This is a genomic window from Glycomyces tarimensis (assembly GCF_054776215.1).
On sequence record NZ_BAAHCB010000011.1, the window covers coordinates 22416 to 41680 of the forward strand.

Annotated in this window: 17 protein-coding genes; 10 read left to right on the forward strand and 7 right to left on the reverse strand. The window is 70.1% G+C overall.

Annotation, left to right across the window (positions count from 1 at the left end):
• Positions 1-393 precede the first annotated feature (393 nt).
• The 6 genes from ACYVK3_RS10400 (at position 394) to ACYVK3_RS10425 (ending at position 6786) form a co-directional block, all read left to right on the forward strand.
• Positions 394-1323, forward strand: a complete 930-nt coding sequence (locus ACYVK3_RS10400) for a hypothetical protein (protein WP_460497241.1) — start codon at positions 394-396, stop codon at positions 1321-1323.
• A 134-nt stretch (positions 1324-1457) separates the two neighbouring features.
• A complete protein-coding gene (locus ACYVK3_RS10405) occupies positions 1458-2225 on the forward strand; it encodes a hypothetical protein (protein ID WP_460497242.1) in 768 nt (255 codons plus the stop codon).
• Positions 2226-2319: 94 nt separating this feature from the next.
• On the forward strand, positions 2320-3264 hold the full coding sequence (sigJ, locus tag ACYVK3_RS10410; protein WP_460497243.1) for a sigma-70 family RNA polymerase sigma factor family protein: 945 nt from the start codon (positions 2320-2322) through the stop codon (positions 3262-3264).
• 79 nt (positions 3265-3343) lie between these two features.
• The gene (locus ACYVK3_RS10415) at positions 3344-4561 is read left to right on the forward strand and encodes an NAD(P)/FAD-dependent oxidoreductase (protein ID WP_460497244.1); all 1218 of its coding nucleotides are present in this window, start codon (positions 3344-3346) and stop codon (positions 4559-4561) included.
• A 10-nt stretch (positions 4562-4571) separates the two neighbouring features.
• Entirely contained in the window at positions 4572-5507 is a 936-nt protein-coding gene (locus ACYVK3_RS10420; protein ID WP_460497245.1) for a sigma-70 family RNA polymerase sigma factor family protein, read from the forward strand.
• A gap of 82 nt (positions 5508-5589) precedes the next feature.
• Complete coding sequence (locus tag ACYVK3_RS10425; protein ID WP_460497246.1) at positions 5590-6786, forward strand: NAD(P)/FAD-dependent oxidoreductase; 1197 nt, start codon at positions 5590-5592, stop codon at positions 6784-6786.
• Positions 6787-6806: 20 nt separating this feature from the next.
• On the opposite strand, the gene hisS is transcribed toward ACYVK3_RS10425, so the two are convergent.
• Both hisS and ACYVK3_RS10435 read right to left on the reverse strand, forming a co-directional pair.
• Entirely contained in the window at positions 6807-8141 is a 1335-nt protein-coding gene (gene hisS / locus ACYVK3_RS10430) for a histidine--tRNA ligase (protein WP_460497247.1), read from the reverse strand.
• A gap of 59 nt (positions 8142-8200) precedes the next feature.
• Positions 8201-8878 (reverse strand): MBL fold metallo-hydrolase, encoded by a 678-nt coding sequence (locus ACYVK3_RS10435; protein WP_460497248.1) that lies wholly within the window; start codon positions 8876-8878, stop codon positions 8201-8203.
• A 129-nt stretch (positions 8879-9007) separates the two neighbouring features.
• Between ACYVK3_RS10435 and ACYVK3_RS10440 the strand changes: the two genes are divergently transcribed.
• From ACYVK3_RS10440 to ACYVK3_RS10455, 4 genes are all read left to right on the forward strand, one after another.
• Positions 9008-9271 (forward strand): hypothetical protein, encoded by a 264-nt coding sequence (locus ACYVK3_RS10440; RefSeq protein WP_460497249.1) that lies wholly within the window; start codon positions 9008-9010, stop codon positions 9269-9271.
• 33 nt (positions 9272-9304) lie between these two features.
• The gene (locus ACYVK3_RS10445; protein WP_460497250.1) at positions 9305-10144 is read left to right on the forward strand and encodes a peptidylprolyl isomerase; all 840 of its coding nucleotides are present in this window, start codon (positions 9305-9307) and stop codon (positions 10142-10144) included.
• 126 nt (positions 10145-10270) lie between these two features.
• Entirely contained in the window at positions 10271-12640 is a 2370-nt protein-coding gene (locus ACYVK3_RS10450; protein ID WP_460497251.1) for a RelA/SpoT family protein, read from the forward strand.
• 84 nt (positions 12641-12724) lie between these two features.
• Complete coding sequence (locus ACYVK3_RS10455; RefSeq protein WP_460497252.1) at positions 12725-13204, forward strand: hypothetical protein; 480 nt, start codon at positions 12725-12727, stop codon at positions 13202-13204.
• Positions 13205-13228: 24 nt separating this feature from the next.
• On the opposite strand, the gene ACYVK3_RS10460 is transcribed toward ACYVK3_RS10455, so the two are convergent.
• The 5 genes from ACYVK3_RS10460 to ACYVK3_RS10480 all read right to left on the reverse strand — a co-directional run bounded on the left by ACYVK3_RS10460 (position 13229) and on the right by ACYVK3_RS10480 (position 19097).
• The gene (locus tag ACYVK3_RS10460) at positions 13229-14188 is read right to left on the reverse strand and encodes an LLM class oxidoreductase (RefSeq protein ID WP_460497253.1); all 960 of its coding nucleotides are present in this window, start codon (positions 14186-14188) and stop codon (positions 13229-13231) included.
• A gap of 17 nt (positions 14189-14205) precedes the next feature.
• Positions 14206-14580 carry a sensory rhodopsin transducer gene (locus tag ACYVK3_RS10465; protein WP_460497254.1) on the reverse strand — a complete coding sequence of 125 codons (375 nt, stop codon included), beginning with the start codon at positions 14578-14580 and terminating at the stop codon, positions 14206-14208.
• 40 nt (positions 14581-14620) lie between these two features.
• Positions 14621-16249, reverse strand: a complete 1629-nt coding sequence (locus tag ACYVK3_RS10470; RefSeq protein ID WP_460497255.1) for an alpha-amylase family protein — start codon at positions 16247-16249, stop codon at positions 14621-14623.
• The gene (locus ACYVK3_RS10475; protein ID WP_460497256.1) at positions 16250-17782 is read right to left on the reverse strand and encodes an alpha-amylase family glycosyl hydrolase; all 1533 of its coding nucleotides are present in this window, start codon (positions 17780-17782) and stop codon (positions 16250-16252) included.
• A 109-nt stretch (positions 17783-17891) separates the two neighbouring features.
• Positions 17892-19097 (reverse strand): FAD-dependent oxidoreductase, encoded by a 1206-nt coding sequence (locus tag ACYVK3_RS10480; protein WP_460497257.1) that lies wholly within the window; start codon positions 19095-19097, stop codon positions 17892-17894.
• Positions 19098-19265: the final 168 nt, after the last annotated feature.

A 19265-nucleotide genomic window follows, 5' to 3' on the forward strand; every position in this document is an offset into this window, starting at 1 on the left:
GGCGCTGGAACACGGCGGTGTTTCATACGGGACGACGTCGGCCCGAAAGAATGCAAAGTGTCAGACGAGTGTAATGCATCGCTCATCTGGGGGTCACTCTCGTCCTACGATACGAGCAGCTAGGCCGTTTTCCAATATCGCCGCTCAGGCCCGCCGCAACGGCCTCGCAATGAACCTGTAACGCGTGATTCGCTCGGGGATCAGGGTGCGGCGGTGTTGCAGAGTGTGGCTAGAGTGTGGGGATCGCGCGACGCCCATCGTCGTGATCGAACACCAGTCCATGGCGATGCGTGCGAGTCACCCCTGCGCACCACCAAGGATGTGTGGCCGAACCATGGCTGGAGAGCCGTGCTCCGGCACTGCAACTGTACGTTTTCAAGGAGCAATTCAACAATGAGCTATCCCCCACCCGGTGGCCACCCTCCGCCTCCTGGCTACGGCCAGCAGCCTCAGCAGCCGGGGTATCCCCCGCAGCAGGGTGGGTACGCCCCGCAGCAGCCCCTCCAGGGTCAGCAGCCCGGATACCCGCCTCAGCAGCCCGGTTACGGCGCCACCCCTCCGCCGCCGATCCCCCCGCCGGCGCCGCCGAGCGGCGGTGGCGGGGTACTCGGGAAGATCCTCGGTTCCATCGGCGGGGTCGTCCTGGTCGGCGTCATCGCGGTCGTCTACTTCGTCTTCGGCGGCGGCGGCTCGAGTGACGACACCGACCCGAACAACGACACGCTCGACGCCGAGCAGATGGAGGCCGCCGAGGCGGCCGAGGTCGGCGACTGCATGGCCGACGCGCTCTCGGCCGAGACCGACGACCTGGTCGTTCCCTGCGACGACCCGAACGCGTTCTGGTCCATCACCCAGGTCTCGAGCGACTCCGGTGCCGAGGTCGACATCATGGGCGAGCTGACCGACCAGCAGATTCCGGTCGACATCTGCGGCCAGGAGGTCGCCGGCTGGCAGCTCGGCGAGACGTGGAAGAGCTACCAGTACGTCTACACCGAGTCGGTCGAGGGCCTCGGCGGACCGGTCGACTACCTGTACTGCGTGGAGGCGATCGAGCAGGAGGACGCGAACGGGCGCCTCCCGGTCACGCCCACCACCGGATCGTGCTTCGACGACAGCACCGACGGCTGGTGGACCGTCGACTGCGCGAGCCCGGACGCCCTCTACGAGGTCATCGACTCCGAGGTCGTCGACCCGCCCGCGGCGATGACTCAGGACGAGGTCAACGCGGCGCTCGGCGGCTGCCCGGACGCGCACTACTACCCGTGGCCGGTCGAGGACGTCGACGGCAACGTCAACGGCATCCTCTGCGTGGTCGACATCTAGACACCGTCGAACGCGGCCGTCCCGGTGCGAGCCGGGGCGGCCGTCGTCGCACCGACCGCTCGCATCGCCCTCATATGATGGACTCCAAGGAACCACGTCACGCCCCTTGCCCGGCGATGCCAACGGAGAACCACATGAGCTACCCGCCCCCGAACCCCTATGACCCCAACAGGCAGCAGCCCGGGTACGGCCAGTCTTCTCACCCGCAGCCCCAGCACTTCAACACCGACGGCGATCCCTACGCGCGCCCCGACTCCTACACCCAGCCCGGCTACGGCCAGCCGGGGTACCCGAACCCGCCGATGAGCGTGGCCCCCGGCTCCGTCCCGCCGGGCGGCACGCCGCCGCCGACCGGTCCGGTGTTCCAGCCGGGACAGCCCGCGCCTCCGCCTCCGGGCGGGTCCTCCAACATGCCGCTGATCGTGACGCTCGTGGTCATCGTCGTCGCGCTCGCGGCCGGCGCGATCGTCATCAGCATGACGCTCACCGGTGAGGAGGACGACCCGGTGATCGCCGACGACGAGACCAGCACCGAGGCCGCCTCGACCACGGAGGAGGCGAGCACCGAAGCACCGTCCCCTGAGGAGGAGACCACCGACAGCGACAGCGACGAGGCCGTCTACCGGCTGCCCGAGGTGGACGAGTGCATCGAGGCGGTCGAGACCGGCTTCTACGTCGTCCCGTGCGACGCCGACACCGCGTACTGGGTGGTCCTGCACATCGAAGAGGACCCCGACGACCCCGACCCCGAGGACAAGTGGCACGCCACCGCGGCCCACAACGCCTGCAAGGACTTCGAGTACACCCAGTACTACTTCACCGACACGTCCATTTCGGCCGGGCGCGAGTGGGATCCCGAGATCGACTCGATCATCGCGATCTACTGCGTCCGAGAGGTCTGAAGCGGCAAGGGCGGTACGCGCCGCCTGCGCGGTCAGGCTCAGCGGCCTGAAGCGGCACGGGCGATTCGCCGCCGGCGCGGTTAGGATCGGAGCCATGCCGCTCCGCACGCACGAGGTCGACCTCTTCGAGACCTCCAGGCGACGCCTCGGCGCCATCGCCTACCGCCTCCTCGGCTCCGCCGGCGAGGCCGAGGACGCCGTCCAGGAGACCTTCCTGCGGTTCGAGGCCGCCGACCGCGGCCAGATCCAGGTGCCCGAGGCGTGGCTGACGAAGGTGCTCACCAACCTGTGCGTCAACGAGCTGACCTCCGCGCGGGCCAGGCGAGAGACCTACGTGGGGCAGTGGCTGCCCGAACCCGTCCTCGACGGCGACCCCGTGCTCGGCCCCGCCGACACCGTCGAGCAGCGCGAATCGGTCTCCATCGCCATGCTGACGCTCATGGAGCGGCTCTCCCCCAACGAGCGCGCGGTGTACGTGCTGCGCGAGGCGTTCTCGTACTCCCATGCCGAGATCGCCGAGATCCTCGACGTCACCGAGGCCAACTGCCAGCAGATCTACTCCCGCGCCAAGCGACACGTCGCCAGGGAACATGTCCGCACCGAAGTCGACGAGGCCTCCGCGCGCAAGATCGTCGAAGAGTTCCTCGCGGCCGCGGCCAGCGGCCGGACCGAGCCGCTCGTGCGACTGCTGACCGAGGACGCGGCGGCCATCGGCGACGGCGGCGGCAAGATCCCGGCCCGTGCCAAGGCCGTGGGCGGCGCGTTGGAGGTGGCGAAGTTCCTGCGCGGCCTGTTCAAGCCCTCCAAGAGCAAACGCGACATGTTCGGCAGCAGCCTCTCGGGCTACGCCGCGCTCGTCAACGGCGACCCCGCGATGGTGGCCGTCGTCGACGGCCATGTCATCGGCGTCATGATGCTCGAATGCACCGCCGAGGGCATCGCCGGGGTCCGCAACCAGGTCAATCCCGACAAGCTCGAGTACATCGACCGCCAGTGGGCCGAGACCGACCGGGGAGCGCCACTGTTCACCATGTGGTGACCCACTTCATATCCGCCTCCTGTCAGGATTCGCGGCGCCGTCTCGTTCAGAGGGCACACCAAGCCGACAGGAGCACGTCATGGAACATGACCTGAAACAGGGTAGGCAGCACCGCATCGTCGTCCTCGGAGCCGGATACGCCGGAAGCGGCGCCGCCGGATCGCTGGCGCGTCGGCTCCACCCCGACGACTTCGCGATCACCCTCGTCAACGCCGAACCCGACTTCGTCCAGCGCCTGCGCCTGCACCAGCTCGCCGCCGGACGCGAGTGCAAGCCGCTGCCGCTCGCCGAGATCCACCGGGGCACCGGCGTGCGATTCCGCTGGTCTCGCGTCACGGCCGTCGACCCCGAGCGCAGAGCGGTCGCGGTGACCGGCGGCGAGGGCGGCGGCGAGGAACTCGCCTACGACACCCTCGTCTACGCCCTCGGCAGCACCATCGACCACCAGAGCGTGCCCGGCGTCGCCGAGCACGCTCACCACATCGCGAGCCGCCCGGGAGCGCTGCGGCTGCGCGAGCGCCTGCACGACCTGGCCGCGGGGCAGGCGGTGGTCGTCGTCGGTGGCGGACTGACCGGCATCGAGGCCGCCACCGAGATCGCCGAGGCGCGACCCGAACTGAAGGTCACGCTCACCACTCGCGGCGAGCTCGGCGACTGGCTCTCCCCCAAGGCGCGGCGCCACCTGCGCCGAGGCTTCGAGCGCCTCGGCGTGGCCGTCCTCGAGCGCGTCCGCGTCGAACGCGTCGAAGCGAAGCGAGTGATCGACGCCGACGGCACCGCGTTGCCGTCCGACGCGACCGTGTGGGCCGGCGGCTTCGCCGTCCACCCCATCGCGGCCGCCAGCGGCCTCGATGTCACCGAGACCGGCAAGATCGTCACCGACCGCACGATGCGGTCGATCTCGCACCCGGAGGTCTACGCCATCGGCGACAGCGCCCACGTCCTCGGCGACAACGGCGCACCGCTGCCGATGTCGTGCGCGTCGGCGGGTTTCACCCGGATCCAGGCGGTGGGCGCGATCGTCGCCCGCCTGACCGCGACGAAGATCCCCGAGCCGAAGCTGCCGTATCTCGGCAACGGCATCAGCCTGGGCAACGGCGACGGGGTCGTCCAGTTCGTCGGGCCCGACCAGCGGGCCAAGTCCTGGAGCATCAGAGGCCGGGCGGCCGCGAAGTACAAGAGCTTCGTCAACTGGGCGACGGCGTGGAATGCCGCCCATCCGACGGCCGGCCTGCCGACACGCAGGCGCCGCATGGCCGCCTCGGAAGCCACCGCCGACGAGCGGGTCCCCGCCTAGGGTGGCTTGCATGGACAGCGCCGCGATCGAGCGTTTCGAGGCCGGCCGGGCCCGGCTGGCCTCGCTCGCGTACCGTCTGCTCGGCTCGGCCGCCGACGCCGAGGACGCGGTGCAGGACGCGTTTCTGCGCTGGCAGAGCGCGGAGCGCGACGTGATCGAGGTGCCGGAGGCGTGGCTGACCAAGGTCGTCACCAACCTGTGCCTCGACCGGCTCCGCTCGGCGCGCTCGCGCCGCGAGCGCGCGGTGGGCGCCTGGCTGCCCGAGCCCCTGCTCGAGGGCGACCCGATGCTGGGGCCGGCCGACACCTTCGAACAGCGCGAATCGGTGTCGTTGGCCGTGCTGATGCTCATGGAGCACCTCTCGCCGGTCGAACGGGCCGTCTACGTCCTGCGCGAGGCGTTCTCGTACAGCCATGCCGAGATCGCCGAGATCCTCGACATCACCGAATCGGCGAGCCAGCAGCACGCCCACCGGTCCCGGCGACGCGTCGCCGCCGCGCGCGGCGGGGACGACGTCGACCGCGCCCGCGCCCGCCGTGTCGTCGAGGCGTTCATCGACGCCGCGGCCTCGGGCCGCACCGAACGCCTGGTCGCGTTGCTCACCGACGACGCGACCGCGATCTCGGACGGCGCCGGACTGGCCAAGACGCTCACCACCTTGGGAACCCCTGAGCGGATCGCCTCCGTCACTCGGGCCGCCTTCAAGCCGACTCCCGCGAAGCGGCGCCTCGTCGGCGGAGCCCCCGCCATGTACTTCGAAACGGTCAACGGTGCGCCCGCCATGATCGCCGTACTCGACGACCGCGTGGTAGGAGCGGTGGCCTTCGACGTCGGCGACGGCAAGATCGCGGTCGTGCGCGGCTTCGCCTCCCCGCACCGGCTCGGCCGCCTCACCTGGATGTGGCGGCGCCGCCCGCATGGGGAACCGCTCATCGCCGAGTGGTGACCGGCCTCATATCCATTCCCTGTCAGCTTTCGCGCGCCCATTCGGTTCAGGAGGCATGACACACCGAGACAGGAGTGCGATCATGAAGCACCGCATCATCGTCCTCGGCGCCGGATACACCGGGGCCTCCGCCGCCGGGCGCATGGCCAGGCGCCTGCACCCCGACGATGTCGAGATCACCCTCGTCAACGCCGAGCCCGACTTCGTCGAACGCGTCCGCATGCACCAGCTCGCCGCCGGCCAGGACCTCAAGCCGCGGCCGCTCGCCGACATGTTCGAGGGCACCGGCGTGCGGGTGCGCCTCGCCCGCGTCACCGCCGTCGACGCCGACCGCAAGACCGTGGCCCTCGGCGAGGGCGAGGAGCTGTCGTACGACACGCTCGTCTACGCGCTCGGGAGCACGGGCGACGACCACGGCGTGCCCGGCGTCGCCGAACACGCCTTCGACATCGCCGGACGCCACGGAGCGCTGCGGTTGCGGGGACGCCTCCGGGATCTGGCCGCCGCGGGACGCGTCGTGATCGTCGGCGGTGGGCTCACCGGCATCGAGAGCGCCGGCGAGATCGCCGAGGCCCGGCCCGATCTCGACGTCGCCATCGTCGCCCGCGGCGACTTCGGTGACTGGCTCTCGCCCAAGGGGCAGCGGTACCTGCGCGCATCCTTCCGGCGCCTGGGCATCACCGTCCACGACCGCACCGGGGTCGAACGCGTCGACGCCGGCGGCGTCGTCACCGCCGGGGGCACCACGATCCCGGCCGAGTCCACCGTCTGGACCGCCGGTTTCGCGGTCCACCCGATCGCGGCCGACACCGGTCTGGAGACCGCCGAGAACGGCCAGATCATCGTCGACCGAACCATGCGGTCCATCTCGCACCCCGACGTCTACGCCGTCGGCGACGCCGGACTGGCCGAGGGCCCGGGCGGCAAGCCGCTGCGCATGTCGTGCGCCTCGGGCACGCCCATGGCATGGCAGGCCGCCGACGCGATCGCCGCCCGCTTGGCCGGTCGCAAGATCCCCCAGGCCCCGCTGCGCTACTTCAACCAGTGCATCAGCATCGGCCGCGACGACGGCCTCATCCAGTTCGTGACCGCCGACGACCGCGCCAAGAGCGCCGTCCTCAAGGGAAAGACCGCCGCTCGTTACAAGGAGACGGTCTGCAAGGCCGCGGCTTGGGGCGTCGCCCACCCGACACTCGGCATACCCGTCCGACGGCACCGGGTCGCCGCGGCGCGGCAGCCCAAGGGCGCCGCGACGCCGGCGGACACGGAGAGGCGATGACCAACCCGCTCGGCGACGGCTCACTCAGCGATGATGCGCGGGTGGAGGTCTTCGGTCGGCGGCTCCCAAGCGTCGACGTCGACCGGGACCTGCTCGCCGGAGCGGATGTCCTTCATCTGAAGGCCGTCCTCACCCCCGAAGAGCACGAACGGGATGCCGCGCCGGTCGGCGAACTTGATCTGCTTGCCGTACTTGGCCGCCGAGGGCGAGACCTGCGTCGGGACACCGCGTGCGCGCAGGCGCTGCGCGAGCGAGTTCGCCTCCGGGCGCTCGTCCTCGTTCGCCAGCGCGACCAGCACGCAGGTGGGGACCTCTCGGGTGGCGGTCAGTCTCCCGGATTGGAGCAGGGGCACCAGTATCCGGGAGATGCCGATCGACAGGCCGACACCGGGATAGGTGTTGCGGCCGTCGGAGGCGAGCGTGTCGTAGCGTCCGCCCGAGCACACCGAACCGAGGCTCTCGTAGCCTTCGAGGAACGTCTCGTAGACCGTGCCGGTGTAGTAGTCCAGTCCGCGGGCGATCTTCATGTCCGCGACGACCAGTCCGGGCGCCGCTTCGGCGGCGGCCTCGACGACGGCGGCGAGTTCGCTCAGGCCCTCGTCCAGGAGCGGGTCGCTGACTCCGAGGGCCTTGACCTCGTCGACGAACGAGGTGTCGGCAGCGGAGATCGCGGCGAGCCTAAGGCAGGCCTCGGCCTGCTCAGGGCTGGCTTCGAGCTCGTCGACCAGGAGCTTTTCGACGGCCTCGGCGCCGATCTTGTCGAGCTTGTCGATGATCCGCAGCGCCTCTTCGGTGTTGCCGATGCCGACGCCCTGGTAGAAGCCCTGGGAGAGCTTGCGGTTGTTGACGTGCATGCGCACCGGCGGCAGCGGCAGGCCGCGCAGGGCGTCGGCGATGACGAGCGGGATCTCGACCTCGTAGTGGGCGGGCAGCTCGTCGCGGTCGACGATGTCGATGTCGGCCTGCCAGAACTCGCGGAAGCGGCCCTCTTGGGGGCGCTCGCCGCGCCAGCACGGCTGGATCTGGTAGCGGCGGAAGGGGAAGTGGAGCTTGCCGGCGTTCTCCAGGACGTAGCGCGCGAACGGCACGGTCAGGTCGAAGTGGAGGCCGAGCCCGGCGTCGCCGGCGCCGCCTTCTGGGCCGGCTTCGGCTTGGAGCCGGCGCAGCACGTAGACCTCTTTGGACGTCTCGCCCTTGCGGAGCAGCTGGTCCATCGGTTCGACCGCGCGCGTCTGAATGCCCGCGAAGCCGTGGAGTTCGAAGGCCCGGCGGAGATGGTCGACCACCTGCTGCTCGACGATGCGCTGCCTGGGCAGCAGTTCGGGGAATCCCGAGAGCGGCTGGGGTCGTGACATGGCTGTCTCCTCGTTCGGACTGTCTGGGTTACAAGCGCGGCCGATCGCCTGGAGCGCGATCAACCGTTTCGGTGCATGGCGACGCGGCGCAGGTACGGATTGGCGGCTCGTTCGGTCGCCATGTCGGTGCGCGGACCGTGGCCGGGCAGGACGACGGTCGCGTCGTCGAGCGGCAGGACCTTGCGCTCGAGGCTCTCCCACATCTGGGCGTCGCTGCCGCCGGGCAGGTCGGTGCGGCCGATCGCACCGGCGAAGAGCACGTCGCCGGTGACGGTGTAAGGCCGGGAGTCGTCGGCGGTGTGGAACATGGTCGAGCCCTCGGTGTGGCCCGGGGCGTGGTCGACCTGGAAGCGCATGCCGGCGAGGTCGATGACGGCGCCGTCGGCGAGGACCTCGACGTCGTCGGGTTCGGTCCATTCCAGGCCGGTGCCGAACATGGCGCCGGTGCCGGGTCCGAAGCCCCGGCTGGGGTCCTCCAGGAGGTGGGTGTCGCCCGAGTGGATGTAGGCGGGCACGTCGTTGGCGCCGCAGACGGGCGTGACCGAGAAGGTGTGGTCGAGATGCCCGTGGGTGAGCACGACGGCCACGGGTTTGAGCCTGCGCTCACGGAGCAGGTCCTCCAGCCGCGGAGCGATGCCGATGCCCGGGTCGATCACGACGCATTCGGAGCCGCGGCCGTCGGCCAGCACGTAGCAGTTCGTGCCGAACGCATCAGCCACAAGCGTCTCGATGAGCACCCGGTTCCCCTCCTTCGACGCGCCTCAGAATACACCTGGCAGGCACGGTGATGCCGCTGCCAGTCCCCCGATACACTCCAGATCGCGTAACCCCTAGTACGAGCATTTGTCGACCGAGGAGGCCCCGCAGTGCCCGCCAAGTCCAAGCACATGGAGCGGCGCAAGCAGCGCATCGCGAACGCGAAGAAGAACGCGCGCCTGGCGGGCAAGTTCCGCCGCAGGCGCCGACTCCAGGCGACCTTCGGACTACTGGCGATCATCGTGCTGGTCACCGCGGGGTATCTGTGGCAGACCGGGTTCTTCGACGCCGAGGAGCCCGCTGAGGACCCGGCCGTGACCGAGACCCCCTCCTCCGAGGTCAGCGAGTTGCCGACCGAGGAACCGACCGAATAGCCCCTGACCGACGAATTCGAAGGAGAACCGACGGTGGCGTCGAAACAAGCCCAGCGCCTGGCCGCCCGCCAGCAGCTCCAGCAGCGCATGGCCGAGAAATCCGAGCGCGAACGCAAGCAGCGCACCGTCTGGTGGAGCATCGGCGGCGTGGGCGGCCTCGTCGCGCTCGTGCTCATCGCGTGGCTCGCCGTCACGGTCTTCGCTCCCGACGAGGAGGAGACCGACGCCGCCTCCTCGCCTGAGGACGCCCCGAGCAGCGAGGCCCCGGCCGAGCCGGACGTGACCGACGGCCTGCCCGCGCAGGAGGTCATCATCGACTCGATGACGATGAGCGAGCCCGAGGCGGGCGAGACCGTCGAGTGCGCCTACACGCCGACCACCGGCTCCGAGACTCCGCCTGCCGAGCAGCCCGCGGCCGGCACCCAGGAGATGACGATCGAGACCGGCGTCGGCACCATCACCGCCGAGATCGACACGGCGAACGCCCCGTGCACGGCAGGCTCGTTCACCTACCTCACCTCGCAGGGCTACTTCGACGGCTCGCAGTGCCACCGCCTGGTCACCGAGGGGATCTACGTCCTCCAGTGCGGCGACCCCGACGCGCGCGCCGCGATCGAGGCCGGCACGCCCGAGGGCGCGGGCATGGGCGGCCCCGGCTACCAGATGGCCGAGGAGAACATGCCCGAGGACGGCGAGAACAACTACCCGGCCGGGACCCTCGCGATGGCGAACGCCGGCGCGGGCACCACGGGCAGCCAGTTCTTCCTCGTCTACGAGGACTCGACGCTCAACCCGGCCGCGTACACGATCCTCGGCCAGGTGACCTCGGGCCTCGAGGTCGTCCAGGACGTCGCCGCCGCCGGAGCCATGTGATCACCAGCCTCGACCCGCTGCTGGGCGCGACTAGGATGAGAACCTAAGCTTGATGAGCGAGACCAGCACCTACGGCGAAGCTCGCGAGTTGTAGATCATCGGCACGGCGAGTTCGAGGAGGCGACGGTGGTTACCGAACGGGCCGCAGGGTCCAGCGGCAAGAGCCCGGACACCGGGACCCAGGCCTCCGGCTCGGAGGCCGTCTCGGTCGGGCCTCCGACGGGGCGGCGCATGCGCGCCCGCCTGGCGCGGTTCAACGCGCCCTGGCAGTCCTCGACCCTGCCCGAGGTCCTCGAACCGCTGGTCGCCGCCCACCGGGCCGCGCACCCGCGCGCCGACGTGCGGCTGCTCCAGCAGGCGTATACGCGCGCCGAAGAGCTGCACAACGGGCAGTTCCGCAAGTCGGGCGATCCGTACATCACGCACCCGCTGGCGGTGTCCTCGATCCTCGCCGAACTGGGCATGGACACGAACACGCTGGTGGCGGCGCTGCTGCACGACACCGTGGAGGACACCGAGTACACGCTCGAACAGCTCTCCGAGGAGTTCGGCGGTGAGGTCGCGCTGCTGGTCGACGGCGTCACCAAGCTCGACAAGGTGAAGCTGGGCGACGCGGCGAAGGCCGAGACGATCCGCAAGATGGTCGTCGCGATGGCCAAGGACCCGCGGGTGCTGGTCATCAAGCTGGCAGACCGGCTGCACAACATGCGCACGCTGACGTTCCTGGCGCCGGAGAAGCAGGAGCAGAAGGCCCGCGAGACCCTGGAGATCCTCGCGCCGCTGGCCCACCGCCTGGGGATGAACACGATCAAGTGGGAGCTGGAGGACCTGTCCTTCGCCACGCTCTACAAGAAGCGCTACGCCGAGATCGCCCGGCTGGTCTCCGAGCACTCCCCGCAGCGCGAGATGCTGCTCCAGCAGGTCACCGCGCAGGTCAAAGAGCAGCTCAAGGACGCCCGCATCAAGGCGGACGTGTCCGGGCGGCCGAAGCACCTGTACTCGATCTACCAGAAGATGATCGTCCGCGGCCGCGACTTCAACGACATCTACGACCTGGTGGGCCTGCGCATCCTCGTGGAGAACGAGCGGGACTGCTACGCGGCCCTCGGGGTGATCCACGCGTCCTGGCAGCCGGTGCCCGGCCGTTTCAAGGACTACATCGCGATGCCGAAGTTCAACATGTACCAGTCGTTGCACACGACGGTCATCGGGCCGAACGGCAAACCGGTCGAGATGCAGATCCGCACGTGGGCGATGCACCGCACCGCCGAGTACGGCATCGCGGCGCACTGGAAGTACAAGGAGACGAAGAACTCGACGGTGGCCGGCCCTCCGGCGCACATCGACGACATGGCGTGGCTGCGCCAGCTCCTCGACTGGCAGCGCGAGGCGGCCGACCCCTCGGAGTTCCTCGACGCGCTGCGGTTCGACTTGGCCTCCTCCGAGGCGTACGTGTTCACTCCCAAGGGTGATGTGATCGCACTTCCCGCCGGCTCCACGCCGGTGGACTTCGCCTACGCCGTCCACACCGAGGTCGGCAACCGGTGCATCGGCGCCCAGGTGAACGGCAAGATCGTGCCGCTGGAGTCGACGCTGTCGAACGGCGACGTGGTCGAGGTGTTCACGTCGAACTCGAAGGACGCCTCGCCGAGCGAGGACTGGCTGAACTTCGTCAAGAGCCCGCGGGCCCGCACGAAGATCAAGCAGCACTTCAAGCGCGAGCGCCGCGAGGAGGCGATCGAGCTCGGCAAGGACGAGCTCACTCGCGCGATGCGCAAGCGGCGCATGCCGATGCAGCGGATGCTCACGCATGACAACCTGACGTCGCTGGCGAAGGACATGAACCTCAAGGACGTCGAGGCGCTGTACGCGGCGCTGGGCGAGCACCACATCTCGCCGACGCACGTGGTGACGCGCCTGCTGGAGGTCCAGGGCGGCGCCGAGGGCGCCACCGAGGACATGGCCGAGGCCACCGCGCCGACGCAGCCGGCCAGGATCGTGCCCGAGGAGCACGGCGACATCCACGTCGCGGTGACGGTGGCGGGCATGGACGAGGGCGAGATGCCGGTGCGGCTCGCCCACTGCTGCAACCCCATCCCGGGCGACTCGATCATCGGTTTCGCCACGCGCTACCACGTGGTCAGCGTGCACCGGCGCGACTGCGAGAACGCCGAGGAGCGCATCGAGCTGCAGCCCGACCGGGTCCTCGAGGTCCGCTGGTCCGATGAGGACGACCAGGCGACGTTCGTGGCGACGGTGCAGGTCGAGGCGCTCGACCGCCACCGCCTGCTGGCGGACGTGACGCAGGTGCTGTCGGGCGAGCGCGTATCGATCCTGTCGGCCACGGTCACCACCACCAGGGACCGCGTGGCGTTGTCGCGCTTCACCTTCGAGATGGCGAATCCCGAGCACCTGGACCACATCATCAAGGTCATCCGCAAGGTCGACGGCGTCTACGACGCCTACCGCCTCACCGGAGCCGAGACCAAGGTCTGAGCGCCGTACCCGCGCGCACCGGGCGTAGGCGAGCCCGCTGTATGTTGAGTTCGGTTCTTCAGCGGCACGACCGGAAGCGCGGCAATGACGACCATCTCGAATTTCGACGACGATGAACTCGCACTGGTACTGAGCACCCCGCGAGCGGTGATGGAGGCGGCGGTCGTCGCCGACGGGCAGCCGAGCCCCATCGAGTTCGTCAAGGAGCTCTCGGCCGGCGCCAAGGAGTTCCGCGAGGCGCAGCGGAACGCGAACGACCTCGTGCGGTCGGTCGCGGCCGCGCTGCGCGAGCGCGGGCAGTCCGAGTCGAGCGGCGCGGGCCTTCCCGACGCCGAGGAGGCGGTGTCCACGGCGATCGAGCGGACCGAGGACGCGCTGGCGCTGATCCGGGAGCGGTCCGGCCGAGAGGACGCCGCGGCGTACGGCGCTTGGCTGCTGCGCATCGCGACGCGGATCGCCAAGGCGTCCAGGTCCAGAGCGGGCGGGTTCCTCAGCCGCAAGGTCGAGGTCTCCGCCGGCGAGCAGGCGTTCATCGAGCAGCTCACGGCCGCGGTCGCTCGCTGACCGTGTGAGCCGGTGCGGCGCCCTTCAGTCGCGCAGGTGCGGCAGCACCCGCTCACCGAACACGTCGATGAAGCGCTCCTGGTCGAGGCCGACCTGGTGCAGGTACACCCGTTCGACGCCCAGTTCGGCGTAGGAGGCCAGCGTCTCGGTGTGCCGAGCCGGGTCGGCCGAGACGATCACCGCGCCCTCGAGCGCCTCGTCCGAGACGCGCTCGGCGGCCGCGTCGAACTGCTCGGGCAGTTCGAGCTCCTCGTTGAGCAGCGGCGGCAGGATGTTGAAGCGCCACCGTTCGAACGCCTGCGCCCGCGCGGCGTCGTCGTCTCGCTCCCAGGAGAGGTGCACCTGGAGGTGGACGGGTTTGCCCTCGCCGCCCCCTTCTCGGAAGGCGTCGATGACCTCCCGCAGTCGATCGATGGGGCCGTTGACCGTGATGAGACCGTCGGCCCAGGGCGCCACGGTTCGGGCAGTCTGCGGCGAGAGCGCGGCGGCGAACAGCGGCGGCGGGGCCTCGGGGCGGGTGTACAGGCGTGCCGCCCGCACGGTCACCAGCCCGTCGTGGTCGACGGTCTCCCCGTCGAGCAGCCGCCGCAGGATCTGCGCGCATTCGCCGAGCCGGGCGTTCCTCGTCGGTTTGCGGGGCCAGGGCTCGCCGGTCACGTGCTCGTTGAGCGCCTGGCCGGAGCCGAGGGCCGGGATGAACCGGCCGGGGAACATCTCCGCGACCGTCGCGATGGCCTGCGCGGTGATCGTCGGGTGGTAGCGCCCGCCGACGGCGGTCACGACGCCGAACGGCAGCGCGGTCTCGGCCATGGCCGCGCCGAGCCAGGTCCAGGCGAATCCGGCCTCGTTCTGGGTCTCGCTCCACGGTGCGAAATGGTCCGAGGAGAGCACGGCGTCGAATCCGGCGTGTTCGGCGCCGCGGGCGAGGCCGAGCAGGCGCGAGGGCGGGAACTGCTCGTGCGAGGCGTGGTATCCGATCTCCATGGCGACTCAACCGGCTCTCATCGCGCGGCCCAGGCGATCGTCGAGAGCAGCGCGAGCTCGGCTTGGCGCGAGTCGAGACGGGTGTGCTGCGCGACGATCGGGACGTCGCTGGTCGCCACCGACGCGAAGTCGGTGTCGCGCGGCAGCGTCTCGGGATCGGTCAGGTCGTCGAACCGCTGGTGCACCGTGCGGCGCGCCGGGACGGTGACGTTGTACGGCCCGGCGGGTTCGCGGTCGGAGAAGTAGACCGTGATCGCCACGCGCGCGTCGCGGTCGGACGTGTTCAGCATGCAGATGGTCTCGTGGCTTTCCAGGGCCCTGGTGCCGCCGTGGCCGCCCGAGGGGATGTGCCCCTCGGGGATCACCCGGACGCGCTGTCCCAATGGATCCATCGGTGTCCTCCTGTTCTCGAACGCCGCGGTGGCGGATCGGTCAATTGACGATGTGCGCTCTCGGCCTGAGCCACCGGTAGCCGTAGCCGTTCAGCTTCAAGGCGGGCGAGTCTCCTTCCTGTGGTTCGTAGTCGCTGTCGGCCATGACGTCGACGAGTGTCCGGAGGTCGTCGTCGGGAATGGTCGCCTCGGCCTCGTCCGCGGAGAGGTTGACCAAGGTGACCACCGTGGAGTCCTCGTGATCGTGGCGCAGCGCCAGCACCGAGGGGTGGCCGACGTCGAGCACCCGGCCGACGCCGAACCCGATCTCGGTGAGGCCGAGCCTCGCGCGCACCAGGTTGCCGACCTTCGCCATGAGGCTGTCGTGCTGGCGCGTCTGCGCGTAGACGTTGACGCTCTGGAATCCGTATCGCCCGTCGCTGATGACCGGTGCCACGAGTTCGTCGGTCGGGGCGGAGGAGAAGCCCCCGTTGTCGTCGTCGGACCACTGCATCGGCGTGCGGACCGACCGGCGCTCGCGCCGCGACAGGTCGTCGCCCATGCCGATCTCGTCGCCGTAGAGCAGGACGGGTGTGCCGGGGAATGACAGCAGCAGCGCGTGGACGGACGCGATCCGCCGCTGGTCGCCTTCCAGCATGGGGGCGAGTCTGCGTCGGATGCCGCGCCCGTAGACGCGCATCGACTCGTCGGGGGCGAACACGCCCATGACCTCCTCGCGCTCCTCCTCGCTGAGCTGTTCCAGATCGAGCTCGTCATGGTTGCGCAGCCAGTGCGCGTACTGGCTCAGTCGCGGCGGTTCGGGCTGCTTTCGCAGGCCCCGCGCCAACGGCTCGGCCTCGGAGCGGGCGAGCGAGAGGAAGAGGTGGTTGTTGAGCCAGAAGTCCAGCAGCAGCGTCATGCCCTCCCCGTCGAGGAAGTAGTTCTGGTACTCCTCGATCGGCACGTCGACCTCGCCGAGGAGGATCGCTTCGGGGTGGCGCAGGTTGACGAATTCGCGCATTTCCCTGAGCAGCCAGGCCCCGTCTTCGGCCGGGTCGGCCGCACGCGCCCGCTCGACCATGTACGGCACCGCGTCGACTCTGAATCCCGATATGCCCAGGCGCATCCAGAACGCCATGATCCGGCGGAGCTCCTCGCGCACCTTGGGATTGGCCAGGTTCAGATCGGGTTCGTGGGAGTAGAAGGTGTGCCGGTAGTATTGCCCCGCCTCCTCGTCCCAAGTCCAGACGTCGTCTTCCACGGTGGGGAAGACCGGTTCGACGTCGGTGGGTTCGGGTTCGTCGGCCCACACGTAGTAGTCGCGGTAGGGCGAGTCGCGGTCGCGCCGCGCCTCCTGGAACCACCGGTGCTGGTCCGAGGTGTGCTGGGCCACGAGATCCACGATCACCCGGATGCCGATCTCCTCGGCCTTCTCGAGCAGCTCGACCAGATCGGCGAGGTCGCCGAACCGCGGGTCCACGGCGAGGTGGTCGGCCACGTCGTAGCCGCCGTCGCGGTAGGGAGAGACGTAGAACGGCAGCAGCCACAGGCAGGTGACCCCGAGGCCCCGAAGATGGTCCAGACGCTGGGTCACGCCGCGGAGGTCACCCCAGCCGTCGCCGTCGGCGTCGCTGTACAGGGCCGGATCGACGGCGTAGACGACGGCGTTGCGGTACCAGCGCGTGAGCATTCAGTCCCCTTCGGGTTCGAGCAGTAGTCCTTGATCGGCCCGCATCTGTCCGCCGAAGCGACGGCCTTCGCCGGCACCGTCGCTCGCGACCAGGACGCGCCAGGCGCCGTCGAGCTCCAGGGTCTTGGGTCCGTCGGCGAAGTTCACCGCGGCCACGCGGACGTCGTGGCCGGACCGCCGCGAATACGCCAGTACCTCGGGCGGGGAGGGAAGCTCCTCCCAGTCTCCGGCGCGGAGCGCCCCGCTGCGCTTGCGTTCGGCGATGAGCCGCCGGTACAGGGCGAGCGTCGAGTCCGAGTCGGCGGCGGCACATTCCGCGGACAGCTCCGACGACTCGGGCGGGAAGGGCAGCCACGGTCGCGCGTTCCAGCCGTGCGGCGGCTCGCGGCGCCACGGCAGCGGAGCGCGGGAGCCGTCGCGCCCGCCGGGATCGACTCGGGTCTCCGCGGTGATGTCGGCGTCCCGCAGGCCGAGTTCCTCGCCTTGGAAGAGGAACGGCGTGCCGCGCAAGCTCAGCAGCAGCACCGCGGCGGCCCTGGCCCTCGCCATCGAGCCGCCGTACCGCGTCCGGTGCCGCTCGTTGTCGTGATTGGACAAGACCCACGTGGGCCACGCCCGCGCCTCGCCGAGCTCGCGTTTGGCCTCCCGCACGCACATCCGGAGCGCGACCGAGTCCCACGGCGCGTCCAACGGCGGGAAGTTGAACGACATGTGCAGCTCGTCCCCCGACCCGTAGTACCGCGCGACCTGCCGAGTGGAGCGCACGTTCACCTCGCCGACGAGGACGCGATCGCCGGGATAGGAGTCGACCAGGGCCCTGATGCCGCGGAGCACCTCGTGCGTGTAGGGCTGCTCGTTGAAGTCGACGAGCGGCTGCCCGGCGGCGCACCGCGGATCGTCGGCGAACTCGGGGTCCTTGCCGATGCAGTGAGCGACGTCGATCCGAAAGCCGTCGACGCCGCGGTCGAGCCAGAAGCGCAGCACCCCGTGCATCGCCTCGACGACCTCGGGGTTGCACCAGTTCAGGTCGGGCTGTTCGGGGAGGAACAGGTGGAGGTAGTACTGCCCGGTCGGCGCGTGCCAGGTCCACGCGCTCCCGGCTCCGAGGGCGGCGCGCCAGTTGTTCGGCTCGTCCCGCCAGAGATACCAGTCGCGTTTGGGGTTGTCGCGGGAGGATTGCGCCTCGCGGAACCAGGGATGGCGGTCGGAGGTGTGGTTCGGGACGAAGTCCATCAAGACCCGCAGACCGCGCTCGTGCGCCTCGTCCAGCAGCCGGTCCATGTCCTCGAGGTCGCCGAAGGTCGGGTCGATGTCGGTGTGGTCGCTGATGTCGTAGCCGGCGTCGGCCATCGGCGATCGATACACCGGCGAGATCCAGATGGCGTCCACGCCCAGGTCCTGGACGTAGTTCAGGTGTTTGGCGATGCCCGCCAGGTCGCCGACGCCGTTGCCGTCGCCGTCCGCGAACGACCGCGGGTAGATCTGGTACACCACGGCGTCGCGCCACCAGGGTGCCGCACCGCCCTCGGACACGACCGCTTCACCGCCTTCTCGTCTCCACGTCGGACTCCCGCACAGTCGAACGAACGTCCTCGCATAGGTAGCCTCGCGAGCCGACGCGTAAACATCGAGGCGCCGCGGCCTAGGCGGCGGCCTCCCAGTCGATGCGGTAGGTGTACTGCCAGGCGGTCTTCTCCGGACGGGCGAACCGCTCCAGGAAGTAGGGCATCAGCAGGTCGCGGAACCGGGCCGCCACCGGGCCGGCGGCCTTGGCCCGGTTGGTGCGCGCCGCCGCCGCGATGACCCGCTCGACGCGTTCGCGTCGGCCGCGCTCGTAGACGCGGAAGGCCGCTTCGGGCGGGAGGTCGCGCAGGCAGCGGGCGAGCTCGACGGCGGACTCGGCCGCGAGCGACGCCCCCTGGCCCGAGGAGGGGGACGTGGCGTGGGCGGCGTCGCCGACGAGCACCGTCCGGCCCTTGTGCCAGCGCGGGAGCCGCGGCAGGTCCTCGAGCTTGTGCGCCGGGACGAAGTCCTCCGGACCCACCTGGTCCAGGATCGCCAGTGCCGGGCTCCGGTCGCGGGCGAACGCCGTTCGCAGTCGCTCCATCCACGTCGCGAAGTCGGTCTCGCGCATTACGGCGCGGTCGATGCGTTTGATCGGCAGATTCGCGAACCAGCCGCATTCGGCGCCTTCGACCTGGTATCCGAAGAAGGCTCGGCGGCCGAACACGAAGTGCTGCGCTCCGCCCGTGTCGGGCAGGCTCCCGCCTTCGACGTAGCCGCCGAAGCTCACCAGGCCGGTGTAGCGCGGTTCGGGGCCCTTGGGATCGATGCGGCGGCGCACCGCCGAGTGGATGCCGTCGCAACCGATGAGGACATCGGCCTCGGCGGTGGTGTGGTCGTCGAACTGGGCGATGACGCTGTGGCCGGTGTCGACGGCGTCCACGAAGCGCTTCCCGTAGCCGAACGCGACGCCCTCGGCCTCGGCGTGGCGCTGGAGCCCGGCGGTGAGCGCGCCGCGCGGGAGCGTCATGCGGGGGCTCAGGTTCGGCAGGTCGTTCATTTCGCCGAGGACCTTGCCGGTGTAGCTCTGGATGATGAACCGGGGGGTGGGCACGGCGGCCCCGTCGAGCACGCCGCCGGCGCCGACGAGGTCGAGGGCGGCCCGGCCGTTCGCGGCGACCGACAGCGGTCCGCCGGCGGTGCCGGTGCCGGGCCGGTGGCCCTCGTAGACCGTCGCCTCGATACCGGCCTTGCGCAACGCCAGCGCGGCGACCGGTCCCGCCACTCCCCCGCCGACGATGATCGCGGTCCGGGCCTTGGCCTGAGGTGGCGATGTGCTGCTCATGTCGTTCTCCGCTTCGTCAGATGCCGTCGCGGCGACGCTATGGCGGGGGTCGGCCGCGGCGAATCAGCCTGGAGTCGCGTTCGCGGATCGACTGGGGGTGTACGGCTCCGCACGGTCGTACTCTTCTGCGAGTCCCGACACAAGAACCACAGGGGACTCTATAGTGAA

Coding starts and splice junctions, on each gene's coding strand:
- ACYVK3_RS10400 (WP_460497241.1), top strand. CDS start 394: ATGAGCTATCCCCCACCCGGTGGCCACCCTCCGCCTCCTGGCTACGGC.
- ACYVK3_RS10405 (WP_460497242.1), top strand. CDS start 1,458: ATGAGCTACCCGCCCCCGAACCCCTATGACCCCAACAGGCAGCAGCCC.
- sigJ (WP_460497243.1), top strand. CDS start 2,320: ATGCCGCTCCGCACGCACGAGGTCGACCTCTTCGAGACCTCCAGGCGA.
- ACYVK3_RS10415 (WP_460497244.1), top strand. CDS start 3,344: ATGGAACATGACCTGAAACAGGGTAGGCAGCACCGCATCGTCGTCCTC.
- ACYVK3_RS10420 (WP_460497245.1), top strand. CDS start 4,572: ATGGACAGCGCCGCGATCGAGCGTTTCGAGGCCGGCCGGGCCCGGCTG.
- ACYVK3_RS10425 (WP_460497246.1), top strand. CDS start 5,590: ATGAAGCACCGCATCATCGTCCTCGGCGCCGGATACACCGGGGCCTCC.
- hisS (WP_460497247.1), bottom strand. CDS start 8,141: ATGTCACGACCCCAGCCGCTCTCGGGATTCCCCGAACTGCTGCCCAGG.
- ACYVK3_RS10455 (WP_460497252.1), top strand. CDS start 12,725: ATGACGACCATCTCGAATTTCGACGACGATGAACTCGCACTGGTACTG.
- ACYVK3_RS10460 (WP_460497253.1), bottom strand. CDS start 14,188: ATGGAGATCGGATACCACGCCTCGCACGAGCAGTTCCCGCCCTCGCGC.
- ACYVK3_RS10465 (WP_460497254.1), bottom strand. CDS start 14,580: ATGGATCCATTGGGACAGCGCGTCCGGGTGATCCCCGAGGGGCACATC.
- ACYVK3_RS10470 (WP_460497255.1), bottom strand. CDS start 16,249: ATGCTCACGCGCTGGTACCGCAACGCCGTCGTCTACGCCGTCGATCCG.
- ACYVK3_RS10480 (WP_460497257.1), bottom strand. CDS start 19,097: ATGAGCAGCACATCGCCACCTCAGGCCAAGGCCCGGACCGCGATCATC.